The sequence below is a fragment of the Veillonella sp. KGMB01456 genome (assembly GCF_023051165.1).
In the GTDB taxonomy this organism is placed as follows: domain Bacteria; phylum Bacillota; class Negativicutes; order Veillonellales; family Veillonellaceae; genus Veillonella_A.
In genome coordinates, this window is sequence record NZ_JALKIG010000022.1 from 12,571 (window position 1) to 36,227 (window position 23,657).

The 23,657-nt window shown below is 43.8% G+C and carries 22 protein-coding genes; all 22 read left to right on the top strand.

The features are described from left to right. The first annotated feature begins 133 nt into the window (after positions 1-133). Positions 134-1,414 (top strand): M18 family aminopeptidase, encoded by a 1,281-nt coding sequence (locus MXE28_RS07355; RefSeq protein ID WP_021842419.1) that lies wholly within the window; start codon positions 134-136, stop codon positions 1,412-1,414. A 6-nt stretch (positions 1,415-1,420) separates the two neighbouring features. After that, the gene (locus tag MXE28_RS07360) at positions 1,421-2,113 is read left to right on the top strand and encodes a hypothetical protein (RefSeq protein WP_021842420.1); all 693 of its coding nucleotides are present in this window, start codon (positions 1,421-1,423) and stop codon (positions 2,111-2,113) included. Positions 2,114-2,220: 107 nt separating this feature from the next. Continuing rightward, complete coding sequence (locus tag MXE28_RS07365) at positions 2,221-5,667, top strand: pyruvate carboxylase (protein ID WP_021842421.1); 3,447 nt, start codon at positions 2,221-2,223, stop codon at positions 5,665-5,667. A 358-nt stretch (positions 5,668-6,025) separates the two neighbouring features. Further along, positions 6,026-6,943 (top strand): DUF535 family protein, encoded by a 918-nt coding sequence (locus tag MXE28_RS07370; protein WP_021842422.1) that lies wholly within the window; start codon positions 6,026-6,028, stop codon positions 6,941-6,943. 43 nt (positions 6,944-6,986) lie between these two features. Then, positions 6,987-7,451, top strand: coding sequence for a transcriptional regulator NrdR (gene nrdR, locus MXE28_RS07375; RefSeq protein WP_021842423.1), 465 nt, complete (start codon positions 6,987-6,989; stop codon positions 7,449-7,451). Beyond that, positions 7,448-8,377 (top strand): membrane dipeptidase, encoded by a 930-nt coding sequence (locus tag MXE28_RS07380; RefSeq protein WP_021842424.1) that lies wholly within the window; start codon positions 7,448-7,450, stop codon positions 8,375-8,377. Before nrdR ends, MXE28_RS07380 begins: the two co-directional genes overlap by 4 nt. 91 nt (positions 8,378-8,468) lie before the next feature. Beyond that, positions 8,469-9,053 carry a D-sedoheptulose 7-phosphate isomerase gene (gene gmhA / locus MXE28_RS07385; RefSeq protein ID WP_021842425.1) on the top strand — a complete coding sequence of 195 codons (585 nt, stop codon included), beginning with the start codon at positions 8,469-8,471 and terminating at the stop codon, positions 9,051-9,053. After that, positions 9,043-10,530: a D-glycero-beta-D-manno-heptose-7-phosphate kinase gene (gene rfaE1, locus MXE28_RS07390; RefSeq protein ID WP_021842426.1), complete on the top strand. Its 1,488-nt coding sequence runs from the start codon at positions 9,043-9,045 to the stop codon at positions 10,528-10,530. Before gmhA ends, rfaE1 begins: the two co-directional genes overlap by 11 nt. Further along, positions 10,527-11,492 (top strand): ADP-glyceromanno-heptose 6-epimerase, encoded by a 966-nt coding sequence (gene rfaD, locus MXE28_RS07395; protein ID WP_021842427.1) that lies wholly within the window; start codon positions 10,527-10,529, stop codon positions 11,490-11,492. The genes rfaE1 and rfaD overlap by 4 nt, the downstream gene beginning before the upstream one ends. 36 nt (positions 11,493-11,528) lie before the next feature. Then, positions 11,529-12,059 carry an HAD family hydrolase gene (locus MXE28_RS07400; RefSeq protein ID WP_021842428.1) on the top strand — a complete coding sequence of 177 codons (531 nt, stop codon included), beginning with the start codon at positions 11,529-11,531 and terminating at the stop codon, positions 12,057-12,059. Further along, positions 12,046-13,059, top strand: a complete 1,014-nt coding sequence (locus MXE28_RS07405; protein ID WP_247240004.1) for a glycosyltransferase family 9 protein — start codon at positions 12,046-12,048, stop codon at positions 13,057-13,059. The genes MXE28_RS07400 and MXE28_RS07405 overlap by 14 nt, the downstream gene beginning before the upstream one ends. Before the next feature lie 18 nt (positions 13,060-13,077). Continuing rightward, the gene (locus MXE28_RS07410) at positions 13,078-14,133 is read left to right on the top strand and encodes a glycosyltransferase family 9 protein (RefSeq protein WP_021842430.1); all 1,056 of its coding nucleotides are present in this window, start codon (positions 13,078-13,080) and stop codon (positions 14,131-14,133) included. After that, on the top strand, positions 14,133-15,146 hold the full coding sequence (locus MXE28_RS07415; RefSeq protein ID WP_021842431.1) for a 3'-5' exonuclease: 1,014 nt from the start codon (positions 14,133-14,135) through the stop codon (positions 15,144-15,146). The genes MXE28_RS07410 and MXE28_RS07415 overlap by 1 nt, the downstream gene beginning before the upstream one ends. A 113-nt stretch (positions 15,147-15,259) precedes the next feature. Continuing rightward, a complete protein-coding gene (locus MXE28_RS07420) occupies positions 15,260-16,657 on the top strand; it encodes an aminopeptidase (RefSeq protein ID WP_156704904.1) in 1,398 nt (465 codons plus the stop codon). After that, a complete protein-coding gene (locus tag MXE28_RS07425) occupies positions 16,657-17,019 on the top strand; it encodes a hypothetical protein (RefSeq protein WP_021842433.1) in 363 nt (120 codons plus the stop codon). Before MXE28_RS07420 ends, MXE28_RS07425 begins: the two co-directional genes overlap by 1 nt. Beyond that, positions 17,019-17,387, top strand: a complete 369-nt coding sequence (locus MXE28_RS07430) for an arsenate reductase family protein (protein ID WP_021842434.1) — start codon at positions 17,019-17,021, stop codon at positions 17,385-17,387. The genes MXE28_RS07425 and MXE28_RS07430 overlap by 1 nt, the downstream gene beginning before the upstream one ends. Positions 17,388-17,531: 144 nt before the next feature. Then, the gene (locus tag MXE28_RS07435) at positions 17,532-18,521 is read left to right on the top strand and encodes an ABC transporter substrate-binding protein (protein ID WP_156704906.1); all 990 of its coding nucleotides are present in this window, start codon (positions 17,532-17,534) and stop codon (positions 18,519-18,521) included. 112 nt (positions 18,522-18,633) lie between these two features. Next, entirely contained in the window at positions 18,634-19,503 is an 870-nt protein-coding gene (locus MXE28_RS07440) for an ABC transporter permease (protein ID WP_021842436.1), read from the top strand. A gap of 12 nt (positions 19,504-19,515) precedes the next feature. Further along, a complete protein-coding gene (locus tag MXE28_RS07445) occupies positions 19,516-20,307 on the top strand; it encodes an ABC transporter ATP-binding protein (protein ID WP_021842437.1) in 792 nt (263 codons plus the stop codon). A gap of 239 nt (positions 20,308-20,546) precedes the next feature. Continuing rightward, positions 20,547-20,813 (top strand): 30S ribosomal protein S15, encoded by a 267-nt coding sequence (rpsO, locus tag MXE28_RS07450; protein ID WP_006556895.1) that lies wholly within the window; start codon positions 20,547-20,549, stop codon positions 20,811-20,813. A 155-nt stretch (positions 20,814-20,968) separates the two neighbouring features. Next, entirely contained in the window at positions 20,969-23,038 is a 2,070-nt protein-coding gene (locus tag MXE28_RS07455; protein WP_021842438.1) for a polyribonucleotide nucleotidyltransferase, read from the top strand. A 26-nt stretch (positions 23,039-23,064) separates the two neighbouring features. Continuing rightward, a complete protein-coding gene (gene dut, locus MXE28_RS07460) occupies positions 23,065-23,514 on the top strand; it encodes a dUTP diphosphatase (protein ID WP_021842439.1) in 450 nt (149 codons plus the stop codon). Positions 23,515-23,657: the final 143 nt, after the last annotated feature.

Consider the following 23,657-nt stretch of genomic DNA (forward strand, 5'->3'; position numbering starts at 1 on the left):
TAATATATTTCATAGAATAATATCCAACCTAAAAAGAGAAAGCACTGCCCTTTGCGCGGCAGGCTTTCTCTTTTTTGTTTTAGCTTCAATTGTGTTATAATATTCAGTGTAATTAAACAAAATGAGGTGTACTATGGATACAGTAGCACGATTGTTAGATTTTATAGATAATAGTACCTCCCCGTATCACACGGTGAAGACCGGTGCCAATGAGCTGAAGGCTAAAGGTTTTACGGAATTATTCCTTGAAGATGTTTGGGCTCTCGGTGAAGGGGACTACTTTGTAAAGGTCTACGACTCCGCGTTGGTAGCTTTTCATATCGGATTGAATCTTCGCCATTCTATGCGCATTGCTTCGGCCCATACGGATTTTCCGGCTATTCGTATTAAGCCAAATCCGTTGGTAGATGCCAAAGGCTATGGTGAGCTTAATGTGGAGACTTACGGGGGACTGATTTTAAACACTTGGCTTGATCGCCCTTTGTCTATGGCCGGTGCGGTAGTGACACGTACGGACGATCCCTTCCGGCCCGACGTTCACTATGTGGATGTGGCAAGGCCGCTTTTGACAATTCCTAATTTGGCTATTCATATGAATCGTCAAATTAATGAAGGGGTAGCGCTTGATAAGCAAAAGCATATGTTGCCGCTTTTCATGATGTGTAATGATAAAATTAATACCGACAGTGAGTGGCGTGAATTTTTGAGCGAGCTTGTAAAACGACCGGCTGAGGATATTTTATCCTATGAATTGACGCTTTATCCGGTGGAAGGCGGTACAACCTTTGGCCGTTATGATGAATTTATCAGTTCGCCACGTATCGATAATCTTACGTCCTGTGTAGCTTGCCTGGAAGGTATTTTTGAAGCTAAAGCAATGGACGCTGAAGGGCTTCGGATGGTTGTGTTATTCGACAATGAAGAAGTAGGCAGTCGCACTAAACAAGGCGGGGCTTCTACAATTTTGTCACAATTGGTTGAGCGTATTTATATGGCGACCGGTCATACAAAAGCGGAATGCTATGCCGATATAGCGGCGGGCTTCATGATTTCCGCCGATGTGGCACACGGTTATCATCCGAACTATCCTGAAAAAAATGATATTACCAATTATCCTATATTGAATAAGGGTGTTGTTTTAAAAATGGCATCCAGTCAATCCTATGCCGGTGATGCGTGGGCTATTGCCACGGTAAAGGCTTTGTGTGAAAACGATTCTATTCCGTATCAGATATATGTAAATCGCTCGAATATTCCGGGCGGTTCTACGGTAGGATCCATTACGTCCGCCATGTTGGCTATGCGTACTATGGATGTGGGCGTACCGATTCTGGCTATGCATTCGGCGCGCGAAACCATGGGGGCTGATGACCAGGAAGCGTTGGATAATTTAATGAAGGCGTTTTTAAGGTAGGTATTTATGCTGACTGAGTATACAATGCTTATCACGGACGTTCTAGGCACTTCCTATGGTAAGCTCACGTTAATCGTATTAATTTTCTTGGCCGGCTTTGGCATGTCGCTGGTGCCGGAAACGGTGGCCGCGATTTTGCCACGCTTGGCGGGACATATATATAAGCGTATTTATTTTGCCATTGGCATGACCGCATCTATCATTGTGGTCGGTGTCATCGGTTCGCGTATTTTAGGCCCTACCAGTATTGGCGGCAGTTCCTATGTGATTTGGGGCGTCTTGCTCGTAGCCATGTCGCTGCAAGCGTTTGAGTGGATTGCCTTTATTCATCCGGCGCCGCTTAAAGGGCGCGATGAACGACGCATTGAAAGAGCCCGCACGCCGATAGGCCGTACTCTGGCTATTGTAAAACAGGGTCTCTTGGTTGGTCTCTCGTGGCGTTATGATCGGTTGCCGATTTACATCTGGCTCGTTGCTACCATTGCCGTAGCGGGCTGGAAACTGGCATCGGTGATGATTATTTCATTTATTATAGGCTATTTAATTCCTGTATTTTGGCTCACCAATCGTTTGGAACGACTGGCTAAATTGGTGACACAGCCAAATTATCGGACAGGTATTTTTTGGTTCAAACGTCTTATGGGCGTAGTTATGTGGCTGGAAGCGTTATATTTTATCGGGCTTTTGGTGACATACTAATTATGGTTATCTCATGTATGTATTGTGTATACATGGTAAATAAAGGTTGTATTCCTTTGGGAATGCTCCTACAATGTAGAGAGGTAACAAGTTGAGGAGGAAGTCTCATGAAAGAAATTAAATCTGTGTTGGTTGCCAACCGAGGTGAGATTGCTATCCGTGTTTTCCGTGCGTGTAACGAAATGGGAATTCGCACAATAGCAATTTACTCAAAAGAAGATTCGCTTTCTTTACATCGTAATCAAGCGGATGAAGCGTACTTAGTAGGACGCGGTAAAAAACCGGTCGATGCGTATTTGGATATCGAAGATATCATTCGTATCGCTCATGAACATGATGTAGATGCCATCCATCCGGGCTACGGCTTCTTGGCAGAGAATGCCCGTTTTGCCAAACGATGCGAAGAAGAAGGTATCACATTCATCGGACCTCGTCTGGAACATTTGGAAATGTTCGGGGACAAGGTAAACGCCCGTATTCAGGCTAAATTAGCCGGCATTCCTATGATTCCGGGGAGTGACGGACCTCTTAACAATTTTGAAGAACTTGAAGAGTTTGCCAAAACTCACGGTTTCCCATTGATGATTAAAGCCGTTAACGGCGGCGGTGGTCGCGGTATGCGTGCCGTTGAATCCATGGGCGAACTTCGTGAAGCCTATGATCGCGCCAAATCCGAAGCGAAAATGGCCTTTGGCGATGATGATGTATATGTTGAAAAATTAATCGTTGAACCTAAACATATTGAAGTACAGATCATGGGTGATGCTCATGGTAATGTAGTTCATTTATATGAACGTGACTGCTCCGTACAGCGTCGTCACCAGAAAGTTGTTGAAATGGCACCTGCTTTCGCATTGCCTATGGAAACACGTCAACGCATCTGTGATGCAGCCGTTCAAATTATGAAAAATGTTAAATACATAGGGGCCGGTACCGTCGAATTCCTAGTTACCAATGACGGCAATTTCTACTTCATCGAAGTAAACCCTCGTATTCAGGTAGAACATACTATTACCGAATTAATCACCGGTATTGATATTGTAAAAACTCAAATTCGTGTAGCGGAAGGCTATTCTTTATTCGATAAAGAAGTAGGCATCCCTGCACAAGAAGATATTGAATGTAACGGTCAAGCTATTCAGTGCCGTATTACCACCGAAGATCCAAGCAACAACTTCATGCCTGATACCGGTAAATTGGTAGCCTATCGTTCCAGTGGCGGTTTCGGTATTCGTCTTGACGGCGGCAACGCTTTCACCGGTTCCGTAATTACGCCATACTATGATTCTTTATTGGTAAAAGCTTCTTCCTGGGCGCTAACTCCTGAAGAATCCATCATGAAAATGCTTCGTTGTTTGCGCGAATTCCGTATTCGCGGTGTCAAAACGAACATTCACTTCTTAATTAACGTATTGGAAAGTCCTGAATTCATGTCCGGTACTTGCAATGTTAACTTCATTGATGAACATCCTGAATTGTTTATTTTTAAACAAGTTCGTGACCGTGGTACTAAAATGTTGCGTTACATCGCCGATGTAACCGTTAACGGTTACCAGGGTCTTGGTCATCAGGAAGTACCTGATTTTGAACCGATTCAGATGCCGGCTTTGCTTCCGGGTCAACCACCGGCAGGTACCAAACAGAAATTTGACGAATTGGGACCTGAAGGGTTCTCCAAATGGTTAAGTGAACAAAAACAGGTATTTTTCACCGATACAACTTGGCGTGATGCACATCAGTCCTTGTTTGCCACTCGCTTGCGTACCGTTGATATGGCGCGTGTAGCCGGCGAAGCGGCTCGCGGTGTATCCAATTTGTTCTCCTTGGAATGCTGGGGCGGTGCTACCTTCGACGTAGCTTATCGTTTCTTGCATGAAGATCCATGGGAACGCTTACGCATGTTCCGCAAACAAGTTCCGAATGTATTGTTACAGATGTTACTTCGCGGTGCCAATGCGGTAGGTTATACCAGCTACCCTGACAATGTAGTACGTCAGTTCATTAAATTGGCGGCCGATAACGGTGTCGATGTATTCCGCGTATTCGACAGCTTGAACAGCCTTGATAATATGCATGTAGCTATCGATGAAGTTCGCAATCAGAATAAGATTGCCGAAGTATCCTTGTGCTACACAGGCGATATTCTCGATGCAAGCCGTACAAAATACAACTTAGATTACTATGTAAGCATGGCTAAAGAAGTAGAAAAAGCCGGTGCCAACATTATCGCCATCAAAGATATGGCCGGTCTTTTGAAACCACAAGCTGCTTACAACTTGGTATCTGCTTTGAAAGATGCTGTTGATTTGCCAATCCACTTGCATACACATGAAGGGGCTGGCAATGCTATTTATACCTATGGCCGTGCTATTGATGCAGGCGTTGACGTAGTTGACGTAGCCTACTCGGCATTTGCCAACGGTACCAGCCAGCCAAGCATGAACTCCTTGTATTATGGTTTGTCCGGTCATGACCGTCAGCCTGAATTGAATGCAGATTACATGGAACAGATGTCTCATTACTTTGCATCCATTCGCCCATACTACAAAGGCGTGGATAAAACTAATCCATATCCAAGCACCGAAGTATACCAGCATGAAATGCCGGGCGGCCAGTTCTCCAACTTGCAGCAACAGGCTAAGAGTGTAGGTCTCGGTGAACGTTGGGATGAAGTTAAAAAAGTATATCATCAAGTAAGCATGATGTTTGGCGATATCATCAAAGTTACGCCATCCTCTAAAGTAGTCGGTGATATGACTTTATTCATGGTTCAAAATGACCTTACGGAACAAGACATCTACGATAAAGGCGAAACCCTTGATTTCCCTCAATCCGTAGTAGAATTCTTCCAAGGTTATTTGGGTGTTCCATACCAAGGTTTCCCTAAGAAATTACAGAAGATTATTTTGAAGGGCAAACAGCAGCTTAAAGGTCGTCCGGGGGCATATTTAGAACCGGTTGATTTTGAAGATGTACGTAAACACTTGGTTGATTTAGGTTCGCCGGCAACCGATGAAGACGTTATCGCATACTGCTTATATCCTAAAGTTTACAGCGACTATGTAAAATTCAACAGCGATTATGACGATATTTCCGTATTGGATACGCCAACCTTCTTCTTCGGCATGCGTCGTGGTGAATCCATCCACGTTACCATTGAAAAAGGTAAAATGCTCATTATCAAATTAATTCATGTGAGCGAAGTGGATGAAGACGGTAATCGTATTGTAAGCTTTGAATTCAACGGTCAGCCTCGTGATATTAAGATTCGCGACAAACACGTTAAAACTACCGGTGTTGTTCGTCATAAAGTTGACAAAACTCAACCTGGTGAAGTTGGTGCAACCTTGTCCGGTTCCGTTGTTAAAGTTATCGTTAAGACAGGTCAAAGCGTCTTGAAGGGCGAACCGCTCATCGTAACCGAAGCAATGAAGATGGAAACGACTATTACATCGCCAATCGACGGTATCGTTGGGGAAGTATATGTTCGTGAAGGCAGCCGAATCGAAAGTGGCGACTGCTTGCTCAAGATTCAGGACCGTTCCAACTCTTAATAACATACTGCTTGTTAAAAGTGCATGACTTTAAGCCGACCTTCTCATTTGAGAAGGTCGGTTTTTTGTATTTATTAAATAAACTATCAAACAATGGCAAAAATTGGGTCGATTGCGAAGATTATTTTCACAAATTAAGTCCCTATACATTGACTTTGATAGTCCTTTTCGTCATTTCGTGTTACAATAGATTAGAAACCCTTTAGCATATGGAGAGTTTTTATATGACATTCAGATACAATATGTTGAAAGTTCAAATAGGATTAACTACAAGATAAATTTCAGATATTAATAAAGTTGATACCTCAACGGTAATTAATGCAAGAGAATTCATCTTAAACGATTAAGGAGTGAAGGTATGTTTTCATATGGGAAGAAACAATGGGCGTTGGGACGCTCTATTTACGGTTATAGATCTTGGCGCGAGAAGCGGCGCATTACTTTGTTTGTAGGTCGCTCTTATAAGAATCGCAAGCAGTTGAAAGAACTCATCGAGTATTTTGACAACTATCAGCCGTTACCGAATTTGCTCGACAAACACGAAGGCATTTACGAAGTAATTAATCGCGTGTTTTTATTTAAAAATTCATCGGCTAAAGAGCGTTTGGCAGCGATTAAAGATCATTTTGATATGCTCCCTAAGTATTTCACACAAGAAGCCATTACGGAGATGTATAATCCCGATGAAAGCCATGCGATAGTGATTTGGCAGAACGAAGAGCTCGATTTAAAAGCACAGCTTTGGTTCCATACGGGCCAGCGTAAGGAAGGCTTTTTAAGTTTATTCCTCATGTATGAAGGGGAAAGTATTTACCATATTAACTTCCGCTTGGGTCATGGTTTTAACGGTGAACCATGTATTTGGATCGGTACCATTCAGGGTCACAAAAACGGTCTTGATAAGGCAAAACAGATTACGAAGAAAATGTTCAGTTATCGACCTAAGAATTTTATGTTCTTCTTAATGCGTCAATTGGCAACACAAATGGGGATTAACTCCTTATACGCTATTTCCGACGAAGGTTTTTATACCAACAGTCATTTGATTCGTATCAATCGCTCTAAAAAAGTGCAGTTTGATCCGTTCTGGAATGAATTGGGCGGTACACCTTGTGCTGAAGATAAAAAGTTCTATCGTATTCCTTTAGAGGAAGAACGTAAGACTTACGAAACGGCCAAGACGCATAAACGCAACATGTATCGCAAACGTTATGAAATGCTGGATCAATTTATTGAAGAAATTGCTGAAAACAGTAAGCAGTATTTGAAGCAATAATAACTATAATATTTAATACATTAATTGGGAATGAGGTGAACTCATGAGATGTCCTTACTGTAAACATACTGAAAATAAAGTAACCGATTCGCGCGCTACCGATGATGATAACAGCATCCGTCGGCGCCGTGAATGTTTGGCTTGCGGACGCCGTTTTACGACGTATGAAGTTATTGAAGATGTGCCGATTATGGTCATCAAATCGAGCGGCAGTTATGAAATGTTTGACCGCAGCAAATTGTTGAATGGTATTTTGCGCTCCTGTAACAAGCGTAATATTCCACGCGAAATATTGGAAAATGTTGTAAAAAATGTAGAAGACACGATTCGCAATCGCTCGCAGCAGGAAATTAAATCTTCTGAAATCGGTGATTTGGTGTTGGCAGAATTGAAAAATATCGACGAAGTAGCCTATGTTCGCTTCGCCTCCGTATATCGTAATTTTGAAGACGTACAAGCCTTTGTGGCCGTATTGAAGGATTTGCGCGAACATGAGGATACTAAATGATAGATTTACATTGTGATACCATAATGATGCTCATCGATGAACCCGATAAGGGCGACTTGGGGCAGAATCCATGGAAAATAGATATAGCAAAATTAAAAAAGGGCGGTTATCATTTACAAGATTTTGCTCTCTTTGTAGAGCTCGATCAGGAAAAAGATCCCTATGCCCGCTATGAAGCTATGCGCCAATTGTTTATGGCGGAAATGGAAAAGTATAAGAACGATATTGTTCATGTACGGTCCTATGAAGAGTTCAAGGCGGCGCGAGCAGCCGGAAAAATCAGCGCCTTATTATCCGTTGAAGAAGGGGGCGTTTTTGAAGGCGACTTACAGCGTTTGAAAAAAGCCTATGATGACGGTGTGCGCCTCATTACGATTAGCTGGAATTTCCCGAACGGTTTATCCTATCCTAACGGCGAAAAGTATGAAGGTAAAGGTTTGACTCCGAAGGGGATTGAGTTTGTACAATATATGGAAGAATTAGGGATGATTGTGGATTGTTCCCATTTAAACGATACGGGTACGTATCAGCTTGGTGAAATCTTAACGAAACCATTTATTGCATCTCATTCCAATGCCAGGGCTTTGACTAATCATCGACGTAATTTAACGGATGATCAAATTCGTCTCATTGCCAATAAGGGCGGGGTAATCGGTCTTAACTTTGCACAGTCCTTTTTAGGCACATCCCGCATCAGCTTAATCGAAGATATTGTGCGCCACAGCCTTTATATTCGTAATGTAGGGGGCAGTGATGTAGTAGCGTTAGGTACGGATTTTGACGGCATCAGACCGGATACGGAAATTGAAGATGCCGGTGACATGATGCGCTTATATGATGCTTTCCGTAAAGCGGGCCTCAGTGAGCGCGATACGCATAAAATATTTAACGACAATGCGGAACGTTTATTACAGACTATATTGTAATTTATATGGCTCTATGAAGCCGTTTAATATAAATGCAGTATGCATTTTAAAAATGGACAGCGCATTATTAACATAGTTTTTAGGAGGCTATATGGAATTTCAAGGAGAGTTGAATCCTATTATTGCGGAGCGTTTTACAGACCATTTGGATGTGTTCGGCAAGACGATGGAACAAATGGATGTAATTCAGTTAATGGCAGAGCGCTGCAAAGAGGCGTTAAAAGCGGGCAATAAAGTTTTATTTTGCGGCAATGGCGGTTCCGCTGCGGATGCTCAGCATTTGGCGGCTGAATTAATCGGTCGTTTTCAAAAAGAACGTCGTTCGTTGGCGAGTATCGCCTTAACAACCGATACATCGATTTTGACGGCCGTAGCCAATGATTACGGCTATGACGAAGTATTTGCCCGTCAGGTTGAGGGGCTTGGTCGTTCCGGTGATGTTTTAATAGGTATCTCTACTTCAGGTAACAGTGCCAATGTGGTAAAAGCGGCGTTAAAAGCACGTGATACGGGTATGCACACGATTGCGTTTACCGGTGAAGGCGGTGGCAAACTTAAAGATATTTGCGACATTACCTTTGCCGTACCTTCAAAAGTAACGGCACGTATCCAGGAAATGCATATTATGGTAGGCCATATTATTTGTGAGCTGGTGGAAGAAGAATATGATAAGTAAAACAATTACCGAGTTTTTGAATAATAAATTGCCTAAGTTACGCATTGCCGTTATCGGCGATATAATGGTAGATCGCTATGTATTCGGCGATGTGAGCCGTATTTCGCCGGAAGCACCGGTGCCGGTTAACCGCGTCACCGATGTGCGTGAAGTCTTGGGCGGGGCTGCCAATGTGGCATCTAATTTGGCAAATCTTGATTGTCAGGTGTTCTTGGGCGGTGTAGCCGGTGAAGATACGCATGGTAAGTTATTGACCGATTTATTGGAAGTAGAAAATATCAATCATTCCGGTATTATGCGTGAGCCGTCCCGTCAGACCACGACTAAAATGCGAATCCTCGGCGGTCGTCAGCAAATGATGCGCCTCGATTTCGAAGAACCGGAACCGGTGAATGCGAAAGAAACAGAATTCTTGTTGGCTTGGATTAAAGAGTTGGCTGAACATGGTCTTGACGGCATTGTTATTTCCGATTACGGCAAGGGCGTATGTACGACGGCCGTTCTGGGGGAAGTTTTAAAAATCGCCAAAGCCAAAGGTATAAAAACCATCGTTGATCCAAAGGGCAATGATTGGTCTAAATATAGTGGTGCCACGTTTATTACACCGAATGTAAAAGAGCTTAGTGAATATATCGGGCGAAACTTGCCGAATACGGATGAAGCCATCGTTGAAGCGGCGAAAGAAACACTGGATGCCGTTGATTTTGATTATGTGGTGGCTACACGTTCCGCTAAAGGGATTACGATTGTGAGTCGTCAGGGTCAGATTTGGCATAATCCGGCGACGCAGCAAGATGTATTTGATGTGAGCGGTGCCGGTGATACGGTAGTGGCCATGATTATTACGGCTATGGCGGCGGGCCTTACGGTACGCGGCACTTTACATGTTGCCAATGCGGCAGCCGGGGTCGTTGTGTCCAAAGTCGGAACCTATCCGATTCATCGGCAGGAACTCTTGGATTTGTGGGCTACCATTCGTCAACGCCAACGCCAGGCGGATCCGATTATCGGTTACAGTCGTGAGGAAATGGCGGCTAAAATTCGTCAGTGGCAGAATGAAGGTCATACCGTTGTATTTACGAATGGTTGTTTTGACATTCTTCACAGCGGTCATTTATCCTATTTGCGCGATGCGGCTCGCTTGGGGGACCATTTGATTGTGGGCCTTAATTCCGATGCATCGGTGAAACGCCTTAAAGGGGTGGCGCGTCCCATTAACTCTGAAAGTTCCCGCGCCGAACTTATGGGGGCCTTGGGGTTTGTGGATGGCGTCGTTGTCTTTGAAGAAGACACGCCCGCTGAATTATTAAGTGCGTTGCGTCCCAATATTTTGGTTAAAGGCGGCGATTATAAGCCGGAAGATGTTATCGGTCGTGAATACGTGGATAAAGTGATGATTTTACCGTTTAAAAATGGTTATTCCACGACAGGGATTATAGAAAAGATTAAGTCCTTAGTGCAGGAGGGATTATTATGATTATAGTTACAGGCGGTGCCGGTTTTATCGGCAGTAATATCGTTAAACAACTTAACGAACGCGGTCGCAACGATATTTTAATCGTTGACGATTTAACAGACGGCAGCAAAATCCGTAATTTGCAGATGCTCGATTATTATGATTATGTAGATTGCATCGACTTTGATGATGCGGTAGCTACGAATACCTTTGATGTGGGACCGATTGAAGTGGTGTTCCATGAAGGGGCTTGTGCGGACACGATGAATTATGACGGACGTTACATGATGCACAATAACTTTGAAGGCACCAAAAACTTGTTCCACTATTGCCAGGAACGTCGTGTGCCGTTCATTTATGCATCGTCCGCGTCTACCTATGGTCATGGTAAAAAAGGTTTTACAGAAAAACCGGAATGCGAAGAAGCATTGAATCCATATGCCTATTCTAAATTATTCTTCGACCGTTATGTACGTCGTTTTGAAAAAGACTTACAGTCCCAAGTAGTAGGTCTTCGTTATTTCAACGTATTCGGTCCGAATGAAAACCACAAGGGCAATATGGCGTCTTTAGTACGGCAGATGTTCTACAAACTTCGTGAAACCGGTGAAATTACTTTGTTCGAAGGTACTGACGGTTATGAAAACGGCGGGCAGTTACGCGACTTTATCTATGTCAAAGATGTAGTGAATGTAAACTTCTTCTTCTGGGAACATCCGGAAATCAGCGGTATTTTTAACTGCGGTACGGGCGAAGCGAAAAGCTTCAATCGCTTCATGCAGGCTGTTATCGATTATAACGGCTCCGGCAACTTACGCTATATTCCGTTCCCTGAAGTGTTAAAAGGTAAATATCAGAGCTTTACGGAAGCGGACACCACTAAATTGATGGCGGCCGGTTACGATAAAGGCTTTACTAAATTGGAAGATGCCGTTGCCGAATATTGTGAATTGTTAGATCATAACGAAGGTTATGTTCGTTAAATATATCCGTTAATTGTGTTTGTTAAGGAGAAGCCCATGCGCAAAGTATTGTTTTTAGACAGGGACGGCGTTATCAATGTAGATGTGAACTATTTATATCGCATTGATGATTTTGCCTTTGTACCGGGCGCACCAAAAGCGTTAGCTGCGGCCGTGCAGGCCGGTTATGATTTAATCGTCGTCACCAATCAAAGCGGTATTGCCAGGGGTTACTACACAGTAGAAGATATGGAGCGCCTACATGCCTATATCAACGAAGAGTTGACCAAGGTAAAGGCGCCCATCCTTGCATTTTATTATTGTCCTCATCATGTAAAGGGAACGGTAGCGGCATTCACTAAAGACTGTGATTGTCGTAAACCAAAACCGGGCATGTTATTGCAAGCCATGAAGGACTATGATATTGATAAGGAAAACAGTTTTTTAGTGGGCGATAAACCGTCCGATGTGACGGCGGCTGAAGCGGCCGGTATAGAAGGGTACCTTTTTGAAGGCACCGATTTGTATGAATTTTTAGCCCCTATTTTAGAAGCCAAGCAGAAAGGACAGACCCATGAAGGAGTATAAACGGATACTGATTGTCAAAATGAGCTCGCTTGGCGATGTGATTCATGCGTTGCCCACCTTATATGCGATTCGTAAGAATTGGCCGAATGCGCATATTACCTGGGCAGTGCATGAACAGTTCAGCGGCCCTTTGCCGGGCAAACCATGGCTTGATGAAGTTTTGTTTATCGATAAAAAGAAATTGAAATCAATTTCATATTTATGGACTTTGCGCCGTATCTTACACGAACGAAATTTTGATATGTGCCTGGATTTGCAGTGTTTGGCAAAAAGCGCCATCGTTTCGTTTTTATCCGGTGCCAAAGAGAAGTACGGCTATTGGGAGCTGCGTGAAGGCAGTAATCTTGTTAATAAAGCCTTGGTAGGGCCCAATAAATACGGCCATGTCATTGAGCGTTATTTAGATACGGTACGGGCTTTAGGCGGCACTGTGGATACTATTGAATTTCCCATGAATGAATCGGAAGAAGCGGCTAATTCCTGTGAGGCTAAATTACGGGCTCAGGGCATGCCGCAAGGTGCCGATTATGTAGTTGTAGCGCCGGGTGCCCGGTGGATTGTTAAAGAATGGCCAATCCCGCACTTTACCGACCTTTGTGAGCGCTTAGCCGCCCAAAAGCAATATGTGGTACTCGTAGGGGCCCCTTCGGATAAGGAAAAGGCGGATGAAATTCAAAACGGCGTAGATAGTCCGTATGTCATAAATATGACGGGGCAAACTTCATTGGAAGAATTAATTGAATTAATACGTCGCTGTAAACTGTATGTCAGTGCCGATACGGGCCCGTTACACATTGCCAACGCGCTAAAACGCCCGTTAATCGGTTTATATGGCACCACATCGCCGGAACGAACCGGTCCTTATGGCGGCGATTATGTGCATATTATTGTTTCGCCAACATCGAAGGCCACGCCGGAGGCACCGCTCGTGGATGATCCGGAATGTATGGCGCAAATTACGGTGGATACCGTATGGGAAACGGTGCAAACACTGCTTTAAAAAAGGAGTTAGTATTTTATGAACCTCAATCATAAACGAATTGTAGTCACCTTTTTGATGCATTTAGGGGACGTTATTTTAACAACGCCTTTTTTACATGTGTTGCGACAGGCGGCACCTCAAAGCCACATTACATTTGTAATGGATGAAAAATTAAAAGAGGTTATGCAATATAATCCGAATATAGACAGTATAGTAACGATTGATAAAAAAGGCCGCGACAACAGTATTAGTGCGCTAAGACGGATAGCTCATGAATTACGTGATAAAGAAGGTCGTCCGGATGTGGTAATCAATATTCACCCCAACGAACGAACGAGCTTTTTTGCATGGGCTTTACATGGCAAAATTACGGTGGGTATGAGCCATTTTCTGTTCCGTCCGTTTATGACGAAGTATACGCGCCTTGATCGTAAAACACGTCATGCTGCGGATATGTACATTAATGTGTTGGAACAGTTGGGCGTAAAGGATACGTCCAATAAAGGCCTTGAAATATATACCTGTCCCGAATGGGAGGCAAAGGTAACTGAGTTTTATGAATCCCATGGCGTCAGTGATGTGGATACGGTTATCGGCTTTAATGTAGGCAGTGCGGTGCCCGAGAAACGTTGGCCGAAAGAACGATTTGCGGCGGTGGCTGATTATTTTGCCGACCACGGCTATAAGATTGTATTTTTCGGCGGTCCTATGGATGAAGACATGGTGGCCGATGTAGTGGGACAGATGAAACATACGCCGATTGTGGCAACGGGTAAATTCAGTTTAGGCGAATTGGCGGCCGCCATTCATCGTTGCAGTTTATTTATAACCAATGATTCCGGACCGATGCATGTGGCGGTGAGCCAGCATGTGCCGCTCGTAGCCTTGTATGGTCCGTCTAATCCTAAATTTTACGGTCCATACACGCAGAACTGCGTAGTCTTGGAATCAATGGAAGAGTATGAAGTAGGCAAAAGCATGAAACAGATCATCAAGGAAGGCAATTACAAAGGCGTATCTGTTATATCTACCGAAGCCGTTATTGCGGCGGCTCAATCGCTTCTTGTCGAACCGGGAAGCGAGGAACCCTGATGACCTATATAATATTTGATTTGGAATGGAATCAGCCCTTTGCCAATGACATTAGCTTTATGAAGCGCACCGGTTTACCCGTATCGGGGGAAATTATTCAAATCGGCGCTATTAAGCTTGATGAAAACTTAGAGTTGGTTGATACCTTCAATACTTTTGTAAAACCGCAGTATTTAACGCGCATGCATAAACATGTGGAGAAGTTGACCCATATATCGGCCGCTGATTTGGCCATGGGTGTTTCTTTCGTGCAGGCTTACAAGGATTTTGAACACTGGTGCGGTGACGATGCCGTGCTTTTGACCTGGGGCTCCGATGATATTGTGATGCTTCGTGAAAACCTCAAGTTATTCGGTCTGCCCGGTACGATTAAACATACCTGGTATGATGCGCAGCTTATTTTTGCTTATTTGCAACATGGCAATACGCAGCAGGTAGCTTTAAGCAAAGCTATGGAAGAGCTTGACATAAAACAGGATGAGTTGAATGCTCATGATGCCTTGAATGACTCCATTTTCACAGGCTATATTTGTAAAGCGATTGCGCTAGACCAGGGGATTGCTCAGTACGAACAAATTTCAAAAAACACTTATTCGCAGGCCTATTTTCCGAAACCAATCAGTTTCTTTATTTATGAAAACTTCGGTGATAAACGCAAAGTGTTGCACGATAATAAAGTGCGCCGCGCTCATTGTCCGGAATGTCAGTCCTTGTTGACAACCAATAAAATTCAGCGCTTAAGCGGCGATAAATTTTTGAGCATCGGCCGCTGTCCGCATCACGGCTTATTCGGTGTCCATTGGCGTATCGGTAAATATATGAAGCGCAATCGAGAACTTAGTTATTATGTGACTAAGACATTGACGGCGGCACCGCCGGAACTTCAAAATTTATATGAAGAACGGGCTGAGTTAAATCGTCAAAAAGAGGAAGCCTATTTGGCCCGCATGGCGGCGAAACAGGCAGAGGAAGACGCAAAGCAGCAGTTTATTAATAATCCGGATAAAAAATAAATGAAAATGACTTACAGTTGAGATGTAGAAATTTTTCAATTGATGTATAATATATACAGCTGAATCGGCCGCTACGGGCCGATTCCTAATTTTGAATTAGGAAGGATGATAATATGGAACGTAAATATGCTTGGCATGAATATACCGAAGCCGACACACAGGCTATGGAAGCTTTATGTAAAGAGTATCGTGATTTTTTGGATAACGGCAAAACAGAGCGCGAATGCATTGAACAAACAATCGCGAAAGCGGAAGCCGTTGGTTATAAAAATTTAAAAGAATTTCAGAACGCGGGTCAACCGATTAAACCGGGCTACAAAGTATACGCCGTACACATGAATAAAATCATTGCTTTATTCAATATCGGTACCGACTCTTTGGAACAAGGTTTCAATATCTTAGGTGCTCATATCGATTCGCCGCGCCTTGATGTTAAACAGAATCCGTTCTATGAAGATAAGAACTTGGCCTTCTTTGATACGCACTATTACGGCGGTATCAAAAAGTACCAGTGGGTGGCTATGCCCCTTGCTTTACATGGCGTCGTTGTGAAAAAAGACGGCACGAAAGTAACTCTTTCCATCGGTGAGAAAGATACGGATCCGGTATTCTGCGTAACCGACTTATTGCCTCATTTGGGCCAGGAACAGATGGAGAAAAAAGCGGCTAAAGTGATTGAAGGGGAAAACCTTGATTTACTCATCGGCAGCCAACCTGTTAAAGGTGAACTTAAAGACGGCGTAACCAAGTTCTTGAATGATATTTTTGAAAAAGAATACGGCTTCACCGAAGAAGATTTATTGTCCGCCGAACTTGAAATCGTACCGGCCGGTCGTGCTCGTGAAATGGGCTTTGACCGCAGCATGATTTTGGCTTACGGCCAGGACGACCGCGTTTGTGCTTACACTTCCTTAGCGGCTATGCTGGAAGTAGATAAAGTAAAACGCACTACCTGTACTTTATTGGTAGATAAAGAAGAAATCGGTTCTGTCGGTGCTACGGGCATGCAATCCCGTTGGTTTGAAAATGTGGTAGCTGAATTATTGGCCATGGCCGGTAATAAGTCGCCATTGGCCGTGCGTCGCAGCTTGGAACGGAGCCGCATGTTGTCTTCCGACGTAAGTGCCGGTTTCGATCCATTGTATGCATCCGCCTTTGAAGCTAAAAACGCCGCATTCCTTGGCAAAGGTGTTGTATTTAACAAATTCACCGGTGCTCGCGGTAAATCCGGTTCCAATGACGCCAATGCGGAATACATGGGCTTTATTCGCCGTATTATGGATGATAATAATGTTAATTTCCAAACGGCTGAACTCGGTAAAGTAGACCTTGGTGGCGGCGGTACCATTGCGTACATCATGGCGCTTTACGGCATGAACGTTATCGACTGCGGCGTGGCTGTGCTCAGCATGCATGCACCTTGGGAAGTAACGAGCAAAGCGGACGTATATGAAGCTAAGAAATGTTATGTAGCCTTTTTAAAAGCCGACGGCGTGGAAGGAAATCTATAATGGGTAATATCAGTCAAGGTAAGACCAGTAAACCGACGGTGCGCATTGATATTTTTGACATTGAAGAAGACAAGGCGCAACAATATTTGAAGGACCGTGAAGAATGCGCTACTGCCGCGGAAGCGGTAATGGCGAAGTATTGTCAGACTGTTAAGCGTGAAACCCTTGATCCGACGGAAGGCCAAGGCGTAGTAGGCTATTATAAAACGGGTGAAATCCTCATGCAAGTTTTGCTTGATCCGTTTGAAATTCCGGTTATGAAAGTAGCCATCGGCCGCGGTAAATTGGAAGAGTATATTTTGGCGGCCAACAGTTTGACTCATGAAATGCTCGAACAGCTGGCTAAGGAGGACGAAAACTAATGTTATTGGTACAATATCCGACTTGCACAACTTGTAAAAAAGCAAAAAAATATTTGGAAAGTCATAATATCAGTTTTGATGACCGCAATATTAAGGAAGAAAATCCGACAGCTGAAGAACTTGGTCTTTGGCAACCGAAGAGCGGTAAAGACGTTAAGGCTTTTTTCAATACGTCCGGTCAGGTTTATCGCAGTGAAAATATTAAAGATAAATTGCCCACTATGAGTGATGAAGAAAAATTGGCTTTACTTGCTACGAATGGCATGCTCGTAAAACGTCCGTTATTAATCCTTGATGATGAAGTGCTGGTAGGTTTTAAAGAAGCAGAATGGGAAGCGGCACTTAAACGGAATGGCTATTTGAAGTAGTTGACAATCCTGTGGGCGTCATTTATAGGCCTCTTTGATGAATTTTCTTTCATTTTCCTATTGAAATAGGCAAAGAAACAGGCTATAATGGTTGCAATATCCCGTGTAGATGGATATGTGTAGTATGGTAGAAGGGAGCATTTTATTATGTGGAAGAAACGTGTAGTAGTGGCAGCGGCGGCAGCTTTGATGGCTGTAGGTTTACTCGCCGGCTGTGGTAGTGACAGTAGCAATGATAGCGGTGCGAACAAAACGTACAAAGTAGGGGTCGTTCAACTCGTTGAACATCCGGCGCTTGATGCGGCCAACAAGGGATTTGTTGACGGCTTGGCGTCTAAAGGGTTTAAAGATAATGTAAAAATCGATCAGCAGAACGCTCAGGCGGACCAGTCGAATTTGAACAGTATTGCCCAGCGTTTTGTGGCAGATAGAGATGATTTGGTGTTGGCTATTGCAACGCCGGCTGCTCAAGCTATGGCAAATGCAACCAAAGATATTCCAATCTTGGGTACAGCCATTACCGATTATGTCCAAGCTAAATTAGTAAAAAGTGATGAAAAACCGGGCACTAATGTGAGTGGTACGACTGATATGAATCCGGTAGAAAAACAGGTGGACTTAATTACTCGTATTTTACCGAATGCTAAGAAAGTCGGCATTATCTACAGTGCCAGCGAAGTGAATTCCCAATTACAGGCAGAACGCATGAAGAAACATGCTCAGGAAAAAGGCCTTGAAGTTGTGGAAATGACGGTTCAAAATGTGAACGATATTCAGCAGGTCGCACAAAACTTGGTAACACAGGGTGTTGAAGCTATTTATGTACCTACCGATAATGTAGTTGTATCGGCTATGCCTAACTTGGTTAAAATTACCGATGCCGCTAAAATTCCGGTATTCCCGGGTGAAGACAATGTGGTAAAAATGGGCGGTTTAGCGACTTACTCCGTTGATTACTACCAATTGGGCTTCCAAACCGGTGTAATGGGGGCTAAAATCCTATCCGGTGAAGCTAAAATCGAAGATATGCCGGTTGAAAGTCAAAAAGAATTCAAATTGGTTATTAACCAAGATGTGGCTAATCGTTTAGGCATTACTATTCCGGCCGACGTTTTGCAAGAAGCCGGTAAATAAATATCCTGATTAAAAAAGGGAATAGCCCGATTTTAAACTAAAGGGTAAATAATTAACCTAATACATAAAAGAAAAGGGCTTCGGCCTTTTTCTTTTTATAGATGGAGGAAACATGGAAAACCTGATTATTTCTACATTAGGCCAAGGCCTGTTATGGTCACTGTTGGCTATCGGCGTATTTATTACGTTCCGTGTATTGGATATTGCCGATTTAACCGTTGAAGGGAGCTTCCCATTAGGCGCAGCTATTTCCGTTACACTCGTTGTGGCCGGCGTGAATCCGGTTGTATCGATTTTAGCAGCCGCCGTGGGCGGTATGCTCGCCGGTGTGGTTACGGGCTTGGTTCATACTAAGCTTAAAATTCCGGCCCTCTTAGCCGGGATTCTAACCATGATTGCATTATACTCGGTGAATCTTCATGTCATGGGGAAAGCGAATGTGTCCTTATTGCGCATGGACACAGTATATACCTATTTGGAAGCCATGAATATTTCCGCTACCTGGGCTTTGGCCATCGTAGGCTTATTGGTAGCTTTTTTATCCGGTCTATTTTTATTCTGGTTCTTCGGGACGGAAATCGGGGCCGCCATTCGTGCCACCGGCGTGAATCCGCAAATGATTCGTGCCCAGGGCGTGAATACGGATACGATGATTGTATTGGGCTTGCTTTTATCTAATGCGTTTGTAGCTGTAGCCGGTGCCCTCGTAGCACAAGGAAACGGTTATGCCGACGTAGGCATGGGCGTAGGCACCATCGTTATCGGTTTGGCTTCGGTTATCATCGGGGAAGTTCTCTTCGGCACCCGTTCTTTTGTGAAAAGTTTAACGGCCGTAGTGCTCGGTTCCGTTGTGTACCGTATCGTTATTGCCATTGTATTATACTTAGGTATGCCGCCAAATGATTTGAAATTATTTACGGCCGTATTGGTTGCCATCGCCTTGTCCTTACCGACATTGAAGGCGAAATGGCAGAGTCGCTAAGGAGGGCTACCTATGTTAGAAGTTAAACAGATTGTCAAAACATTCTTTAAAGGTACGGTCAATGAAAAAGTGGCTCTTCATGGCGTTGATTTACGCTTGGAGTCCGGTGATTTTGCTACCGTTATCGGCGGTAACGGGGCCGGTAAGAGTACCTTGTTGAATTCCATTGCCGGTGTATTTCCCATTGATTCCGGATCCATTCATATTAATGATACGGATATTACGAAAATGCCGGAATACAAACGAGCGGCGTTTATCGGCCGTGTATTCCAGGACCCTATGCTTGGTACGGCGGGGAACATGCAAATTGAAGAAAATCTTCTTCTCGCTTTGCGCCGTGGTAAACGGATGGGCCTTAAATGGGCGTTCGTACCGAAAGAACGGGAATTGTTCCGTGAACGTTTATCCCTCTTAGGCCTTGGTCTCGAAGACCGTTTGACGGCTCGTATGGGCTTATTGAGCGGCGGTCAGCGCCAGTCCATTACCTTGTTAATGGCCACCATGCTTCGTCCTGAGCTGCTATTGCTCGATGAACATACGGCAGCCCTTGATCCTAAGACGGCTGAAAACGTGTTAACGTTGACGGATAAACTCGTTAAAGAGCATAATCTGACAACCCTTATGATTACGCATAACATGCGTGATGCCTTGCGTTTCGGCAATCGTCTGATTATGATGAATAACGGACGCATTATCTTTGACGTGCGCGGCGAAGAGAAGAAGAAATTAACGGTTCAAGACTTATTGGAACGCTTTGAAGTGGCCGGCGATACTATTAGTGACCGTATGATGTTGGGAACCTAAAATTCAATCGTAATGAACAGTGGATGCCATTATATGGTATTTACATAAAATGAATATCGTTGTACTTATAACGACGTATGTAAAGAGGGATTTTTGTAAAATCCCTCTTTACAATTATAGGGGCATATAGTATACTCATTAAGGTGCTATACGCACTGTTAACGCAAGCGAAGTATTCGAATCTCCAACGTTTACTTTGGCTTGTCGAGATTTTATTCGTAGTACAGGAGGACATAATAATGTTAACTACAGAAGCTAAACAAGCTATCATCAAAGAATTTGCTGTTCATGAAGGCGACACCGGATCTCCGGAAGTACAAATCGCGATTTTGACTAACCGCATTGTATACCTTACTGAACATTTGAAAGAACACAAAAAGGATCATCACTCCCGTCGTGGTCTTTTGAAATTGGTTGGTCAACGCCGTAACATGCTTGACTACCTTCGTCGTAAAGACATTGAACGTTACCGTGCAATTCTTGAAAAATTAAACTTACGTAAATAATTGCGTTTCACGCGTTAGTTTGCGTAACTTAAAAAGCGGCCTTGGCCGCTTTTTTTATATAATAACTAATAAAACACTTTTATTTTATGAGATAATCATTTACAATAATAGAGAATGTAAAAATTGTAGAAGAGTAACTCAGAGGAGGAATCGGAATGGAACAATTCCAAATGGATCTTGCCGGTCGTACCCTAACTATTGAAACAGGGGAATTGGCAAAACAAGCAGGCGGTGCAGCCTTAGTACGTTATGGTGATACGGTCGTATTGGTAACGGCTACGGCATCCAAAGAAGCCAAAGACATTGACTTCTTCCCATTGACTGTAGATTATGAAGAAAAAATGTATGCGGTAGGCCGCATTCCGGGGGGCTTCGTTAAACGTGAAGGTCGTCCGCCGGAAACAGCTATTTTGCACAGCCGTTTGATTGACCGTCCGATTCGCCCATTATTCGACAAAGGTTGCCGTAATGAAGTGCATGTATGTGCTACCGTATTGTCCGTAGACCAGGATAATGCACCTGAAATTTGCGGTATGATTGGTGCGTCCGCAGCTTTGGCTTTGTCCGACATTCCTTGGGCAGGTCCAATCGCCGGTGTACGCATCGGCCGTGTAAACGGTTCTTTTGTAATTAACCCAACCGTAGCACAACTTGAAGCTACTGACTTAAATGTAGTCGTAGCGGGCACAAAAGATGCTATCTTGATGGTAGAAGGCGGTGCGCAGGAAGTAGCGGAAGACGTACTCTTAGACGCTATCATGGCGGCTCATGAAGAAATTAAACGCATCGTTTCTTTCCAGGAAGAAATGGTAGCCGTGGCAGGCAAAGAAAAACGCGTATTGCCAACGCATGCTTTAGACGAAGATATTTTGGCAGCCGTTAAAGAATACGCTCATGATGCCCTCGATAAAGCCGTACGTTGTGCCGATAAACAACAACGCGATGCGCAGCAGGATGAAGTATATGCTGATACACGCGCTCATTTTGAAGAAATCTATCCTGAAAATATGGATGATGTAAATATGGCGCTTGAAAAAATGACGAAAGAAATCGTTCGTCATATGATTACGGTTGAAAAAATCCGTCCGGACGGCCGTCAGTTGGATGAAGTTCGTCCAATCAGCGTACGTGTAGGTGTATTGCCTCGCACTCACGGTTCCGGCTTATTCACTCGTGGTCAAACTCAGGTTCTTAATATCTGTACTTTAGCTCCATTGTCTGAAAAACAGACTATCGACGGTATCGGTATTGAAACGGAAAAACGTTATATTCACCACTACAATTTCCCATCCTATTCCGTAGGGGAAGCTCGTTCCTCCCGCGGTCCTGGACGTCGTGAAATCGGTCACGGTGCCTTGGCTGAACGTGCTTTATTGGCCGTTTTGCCAACAGAAGAAGAATTCCCATACGCTATGCGTTTGGTATCCGAAGTATTGGAATCCAACGGCTCCAGCTCCATGGCCAGCGTGTGCGGTAGCACCTTGTCCTTAATGGACGCCGGTGTGCCTATTAAAGCACCGGTAGCCGGTATTGCTATGGGTCTTGTAACTCAGGGTGAACATTACACGATTTTAACGGATATTCAAGGCATGGAAGATGCTTTGGGCGATATGGACTTCAAAGTAGCCGGTACGGCGAAAGGCGTTACCGCTATTCAGATGGATATTAAAATTTCCGGTTTATCCCGTGAAATCTTAAAAGAAGCATTGGAACAGGCTCATAAAGGCCGTATGCACATTATGGGCAAAATGCTTGCTGTTATCGATGCACCGCGTGATAATATGTCCCCATGGGCTCCGCGCATTATTACCATGAACATCGACCCTGACAAGATTCGTGACGTAATCGGTCAAGGCGGCAAAGTAATTCGCGGTATCATCGAAGAAACCGGTGCTAAAATCGATATTGAAGATGATGGCACTATCTTCATTGCTGCTGTTGAAGAAGCGGCGGCTAATAAAGCGATTGAAATTATTACCAACTTGACGAAAGAAGTTGAAGTGGGTGAAGTTTACCTCGGTAAAGTAACCCGTCTTATGAACTTTGGTGCCTTTGTTGAAGTATTACCGGGCAAAGAAGGTTTGGTACATATTTCCAAATTAGCTAAAGAACGTGTTGAAAATGTGGAAGATGTTGTCAATGTGGGCGACGAAATTATGGTTAAAGTTATCGAAATTGATAAACAGGGTCGTATTAACTTGTCCCGCAAAGATTGCTTAAAATAACTATCACTTGAAAGAGGAGTCCTTAGATGGATATACGTGGATTTGAAGTTGTATCACAGTTTGAAGATAAAGATATAGCTTTACCAAGACGGAAAACAACGGAAAGCGCGGGCTACGATATTGAATGTGCGGAAGCCGTAACAATTGCGCCCGGCGAAATGAAGTTGGTGGCTACAGGCCTCAAAGCGTTTATGAATTACGATGAATATTTGGCGATTCATATTCGTTCCAGCATGGCTATTAAACGGCACCTTATGCTCGTGAATAGTACCGGCATCATTGACAGTGATTATTATAATAATGAAGAAAACGAAGGTCATATTCTGATTGCCCTTATTAATATGGGGAAAGAAGAAGTTCAGCTTGAAAAAGGCGAACGCGTGGCCCAGGGCATTTTCTCCAAATATTTAATCGCTACCGATGACGATGCCACCGGTATCCGTAAAGGCGGTATCGGCAGTACCGGTAATAATTAGGTAATAAAACTCCATGACACTACGCTCAGCTTGCTGAGTGTGGTTGCCGTGGAGTTTTTTGTTATATTTTGAGTTCAGCCATAGAAATGGCTCTTTGTCAAATTTTGGGGCGCTAAAGAGTCTATGCACTTTGAGGAAGGACA

Coding starts and splice junctions, on each gene's coding strand:
- MXE28_RS07355 (WP_021842419.1), top strand. CDS start 134: ATGGATACAGTAGCACGATTGTTAGATTTTATAGATAATAGTACCTCC.
- MXE28_RS07360 (WP_021842420.1), top strand. CDS start 1,421: ATGCTGACTGAGTATACAATGCTTATCACGGACGTTCTAGGCACTTCC.
- MXE28_RS07365 (WP_021842421.1), top strand. CDS start 2,221: ATGAAAGAAATTAAATCTGTGTTGGTTGCCAACCGAGGTGAGATTGCT.
- MXE28_RS07370 (WP_021842422.1), top strand. CDS start 6,026: ATGTTTTCATATGGGAAGAAACAATGGGCGTTGGGACGCTCTATTTAC.
- nrdR (WP_021842423.1), top strand. CDS start 6,987: ATGAGATGTCCTTACTGTAAACATACTGAAAATAAAGTAACCGATTCG.
- MXE28_RS07380 (WP_021842424.1), top strand. CDS start 7,448: ATGATAGATTTACATTGTGATACCATAATGATGCTCATCGATGAACCC.
- gmhA (WP_021842425.1), top strand. CDS start 8,469: ATGGAATTTCAAGGAGAGTTGAATCCTATTATTGCGGAGCGTTTTACA.
- rfaE1 (WP_021842426.1), top strand. CDS start 9,043: ATGATAAGTAAAACAATTACCGAGTTTTTGAATAATAAATTGCCTAAG.
- rfaD (WP_021842427.1), top strand. CDS start 10,527: ATGATTATAGTTACAGGCGGTGCCGGTTTTATCGGCAGTAATATCGTT.
- MXE28_RS07400 (WP_021842428.1), top strand. CDS start 11,529: ATGCGCAAAGTATTGTTTTTAGACAGGGACGGCGTTATCAATGTAGAT.
- MXE28_RS07405 (WP_247240004.1), top strand. CDS start 12,046: ATGAAGGAGTATAAACGGATACTGATTGTCAAAATGAGCTCGCTTGGC.
- MXE28_RS07410 (WP_021842430.1), top strand. CDS start 13,078: ATGAACCTCAATCATAAACGAATTGTAGTCACCTTTTTGATGCATTTA.
- MXE28_RS07415 (WP_021842431.1), top strand. CDS start 14,133: ATGACCTATATAATATTTGATTTGGAATGGAATCAGCCCTTTGCCAAT.
- MXE28_RS07420 (WP_156704904.1), top strand. CDS start 15,260: ATGGAACGTAAATATGCTTGGCATGAATATACCGAAGCCGACACACAG.
- MXE28_RS07425 (WP_021842433.1), top strand. CDS start 16,657: ATGGGTAATATCAGTCAAGGTAAGACCAGTAAACCGACGGTGCGCATT.
- MXE28_RS07430 (WP_021842434.1), top strand. CDS start 17,019: ATGTTATTGGTACAATATCCGACTTGCACAACTTGTAAAAAAGCAAAA.
- MXE28_RS07440 (WP_021842436.1), top strand. CDS start 18,634: ATGGAAAACCTGATTATTTCTACATTAGGCCAAGGCCTGTTATGGTCA.
- MXE28_RS07445 (WP_021842437.1), top strand. CDS start 19,516: ATGTTAGAAGTTAAACAGATTGTCAAAACATTCTTTAAAGGTACGGTC.
- rpsO (WP_006556895.1), top strand. CDS start 20,547: ATGTTAACTACAGAAGCTAAACAAGCTATCATCAAAGAATTTGCTGTT.
- MXE28_RS07455 (WP_021842438.1), top strand. CDS start 20,969: ATGGAACAATTCCAAATGGATCTTGCCGGTCGTACCCTAACTATTGAA.
- dut (WP_021842439.1), top strand. CDS start 23,065: ATGGATATACGTGGATTTGAAGTTGTATCACAGTTTGAAGATAAAGAT.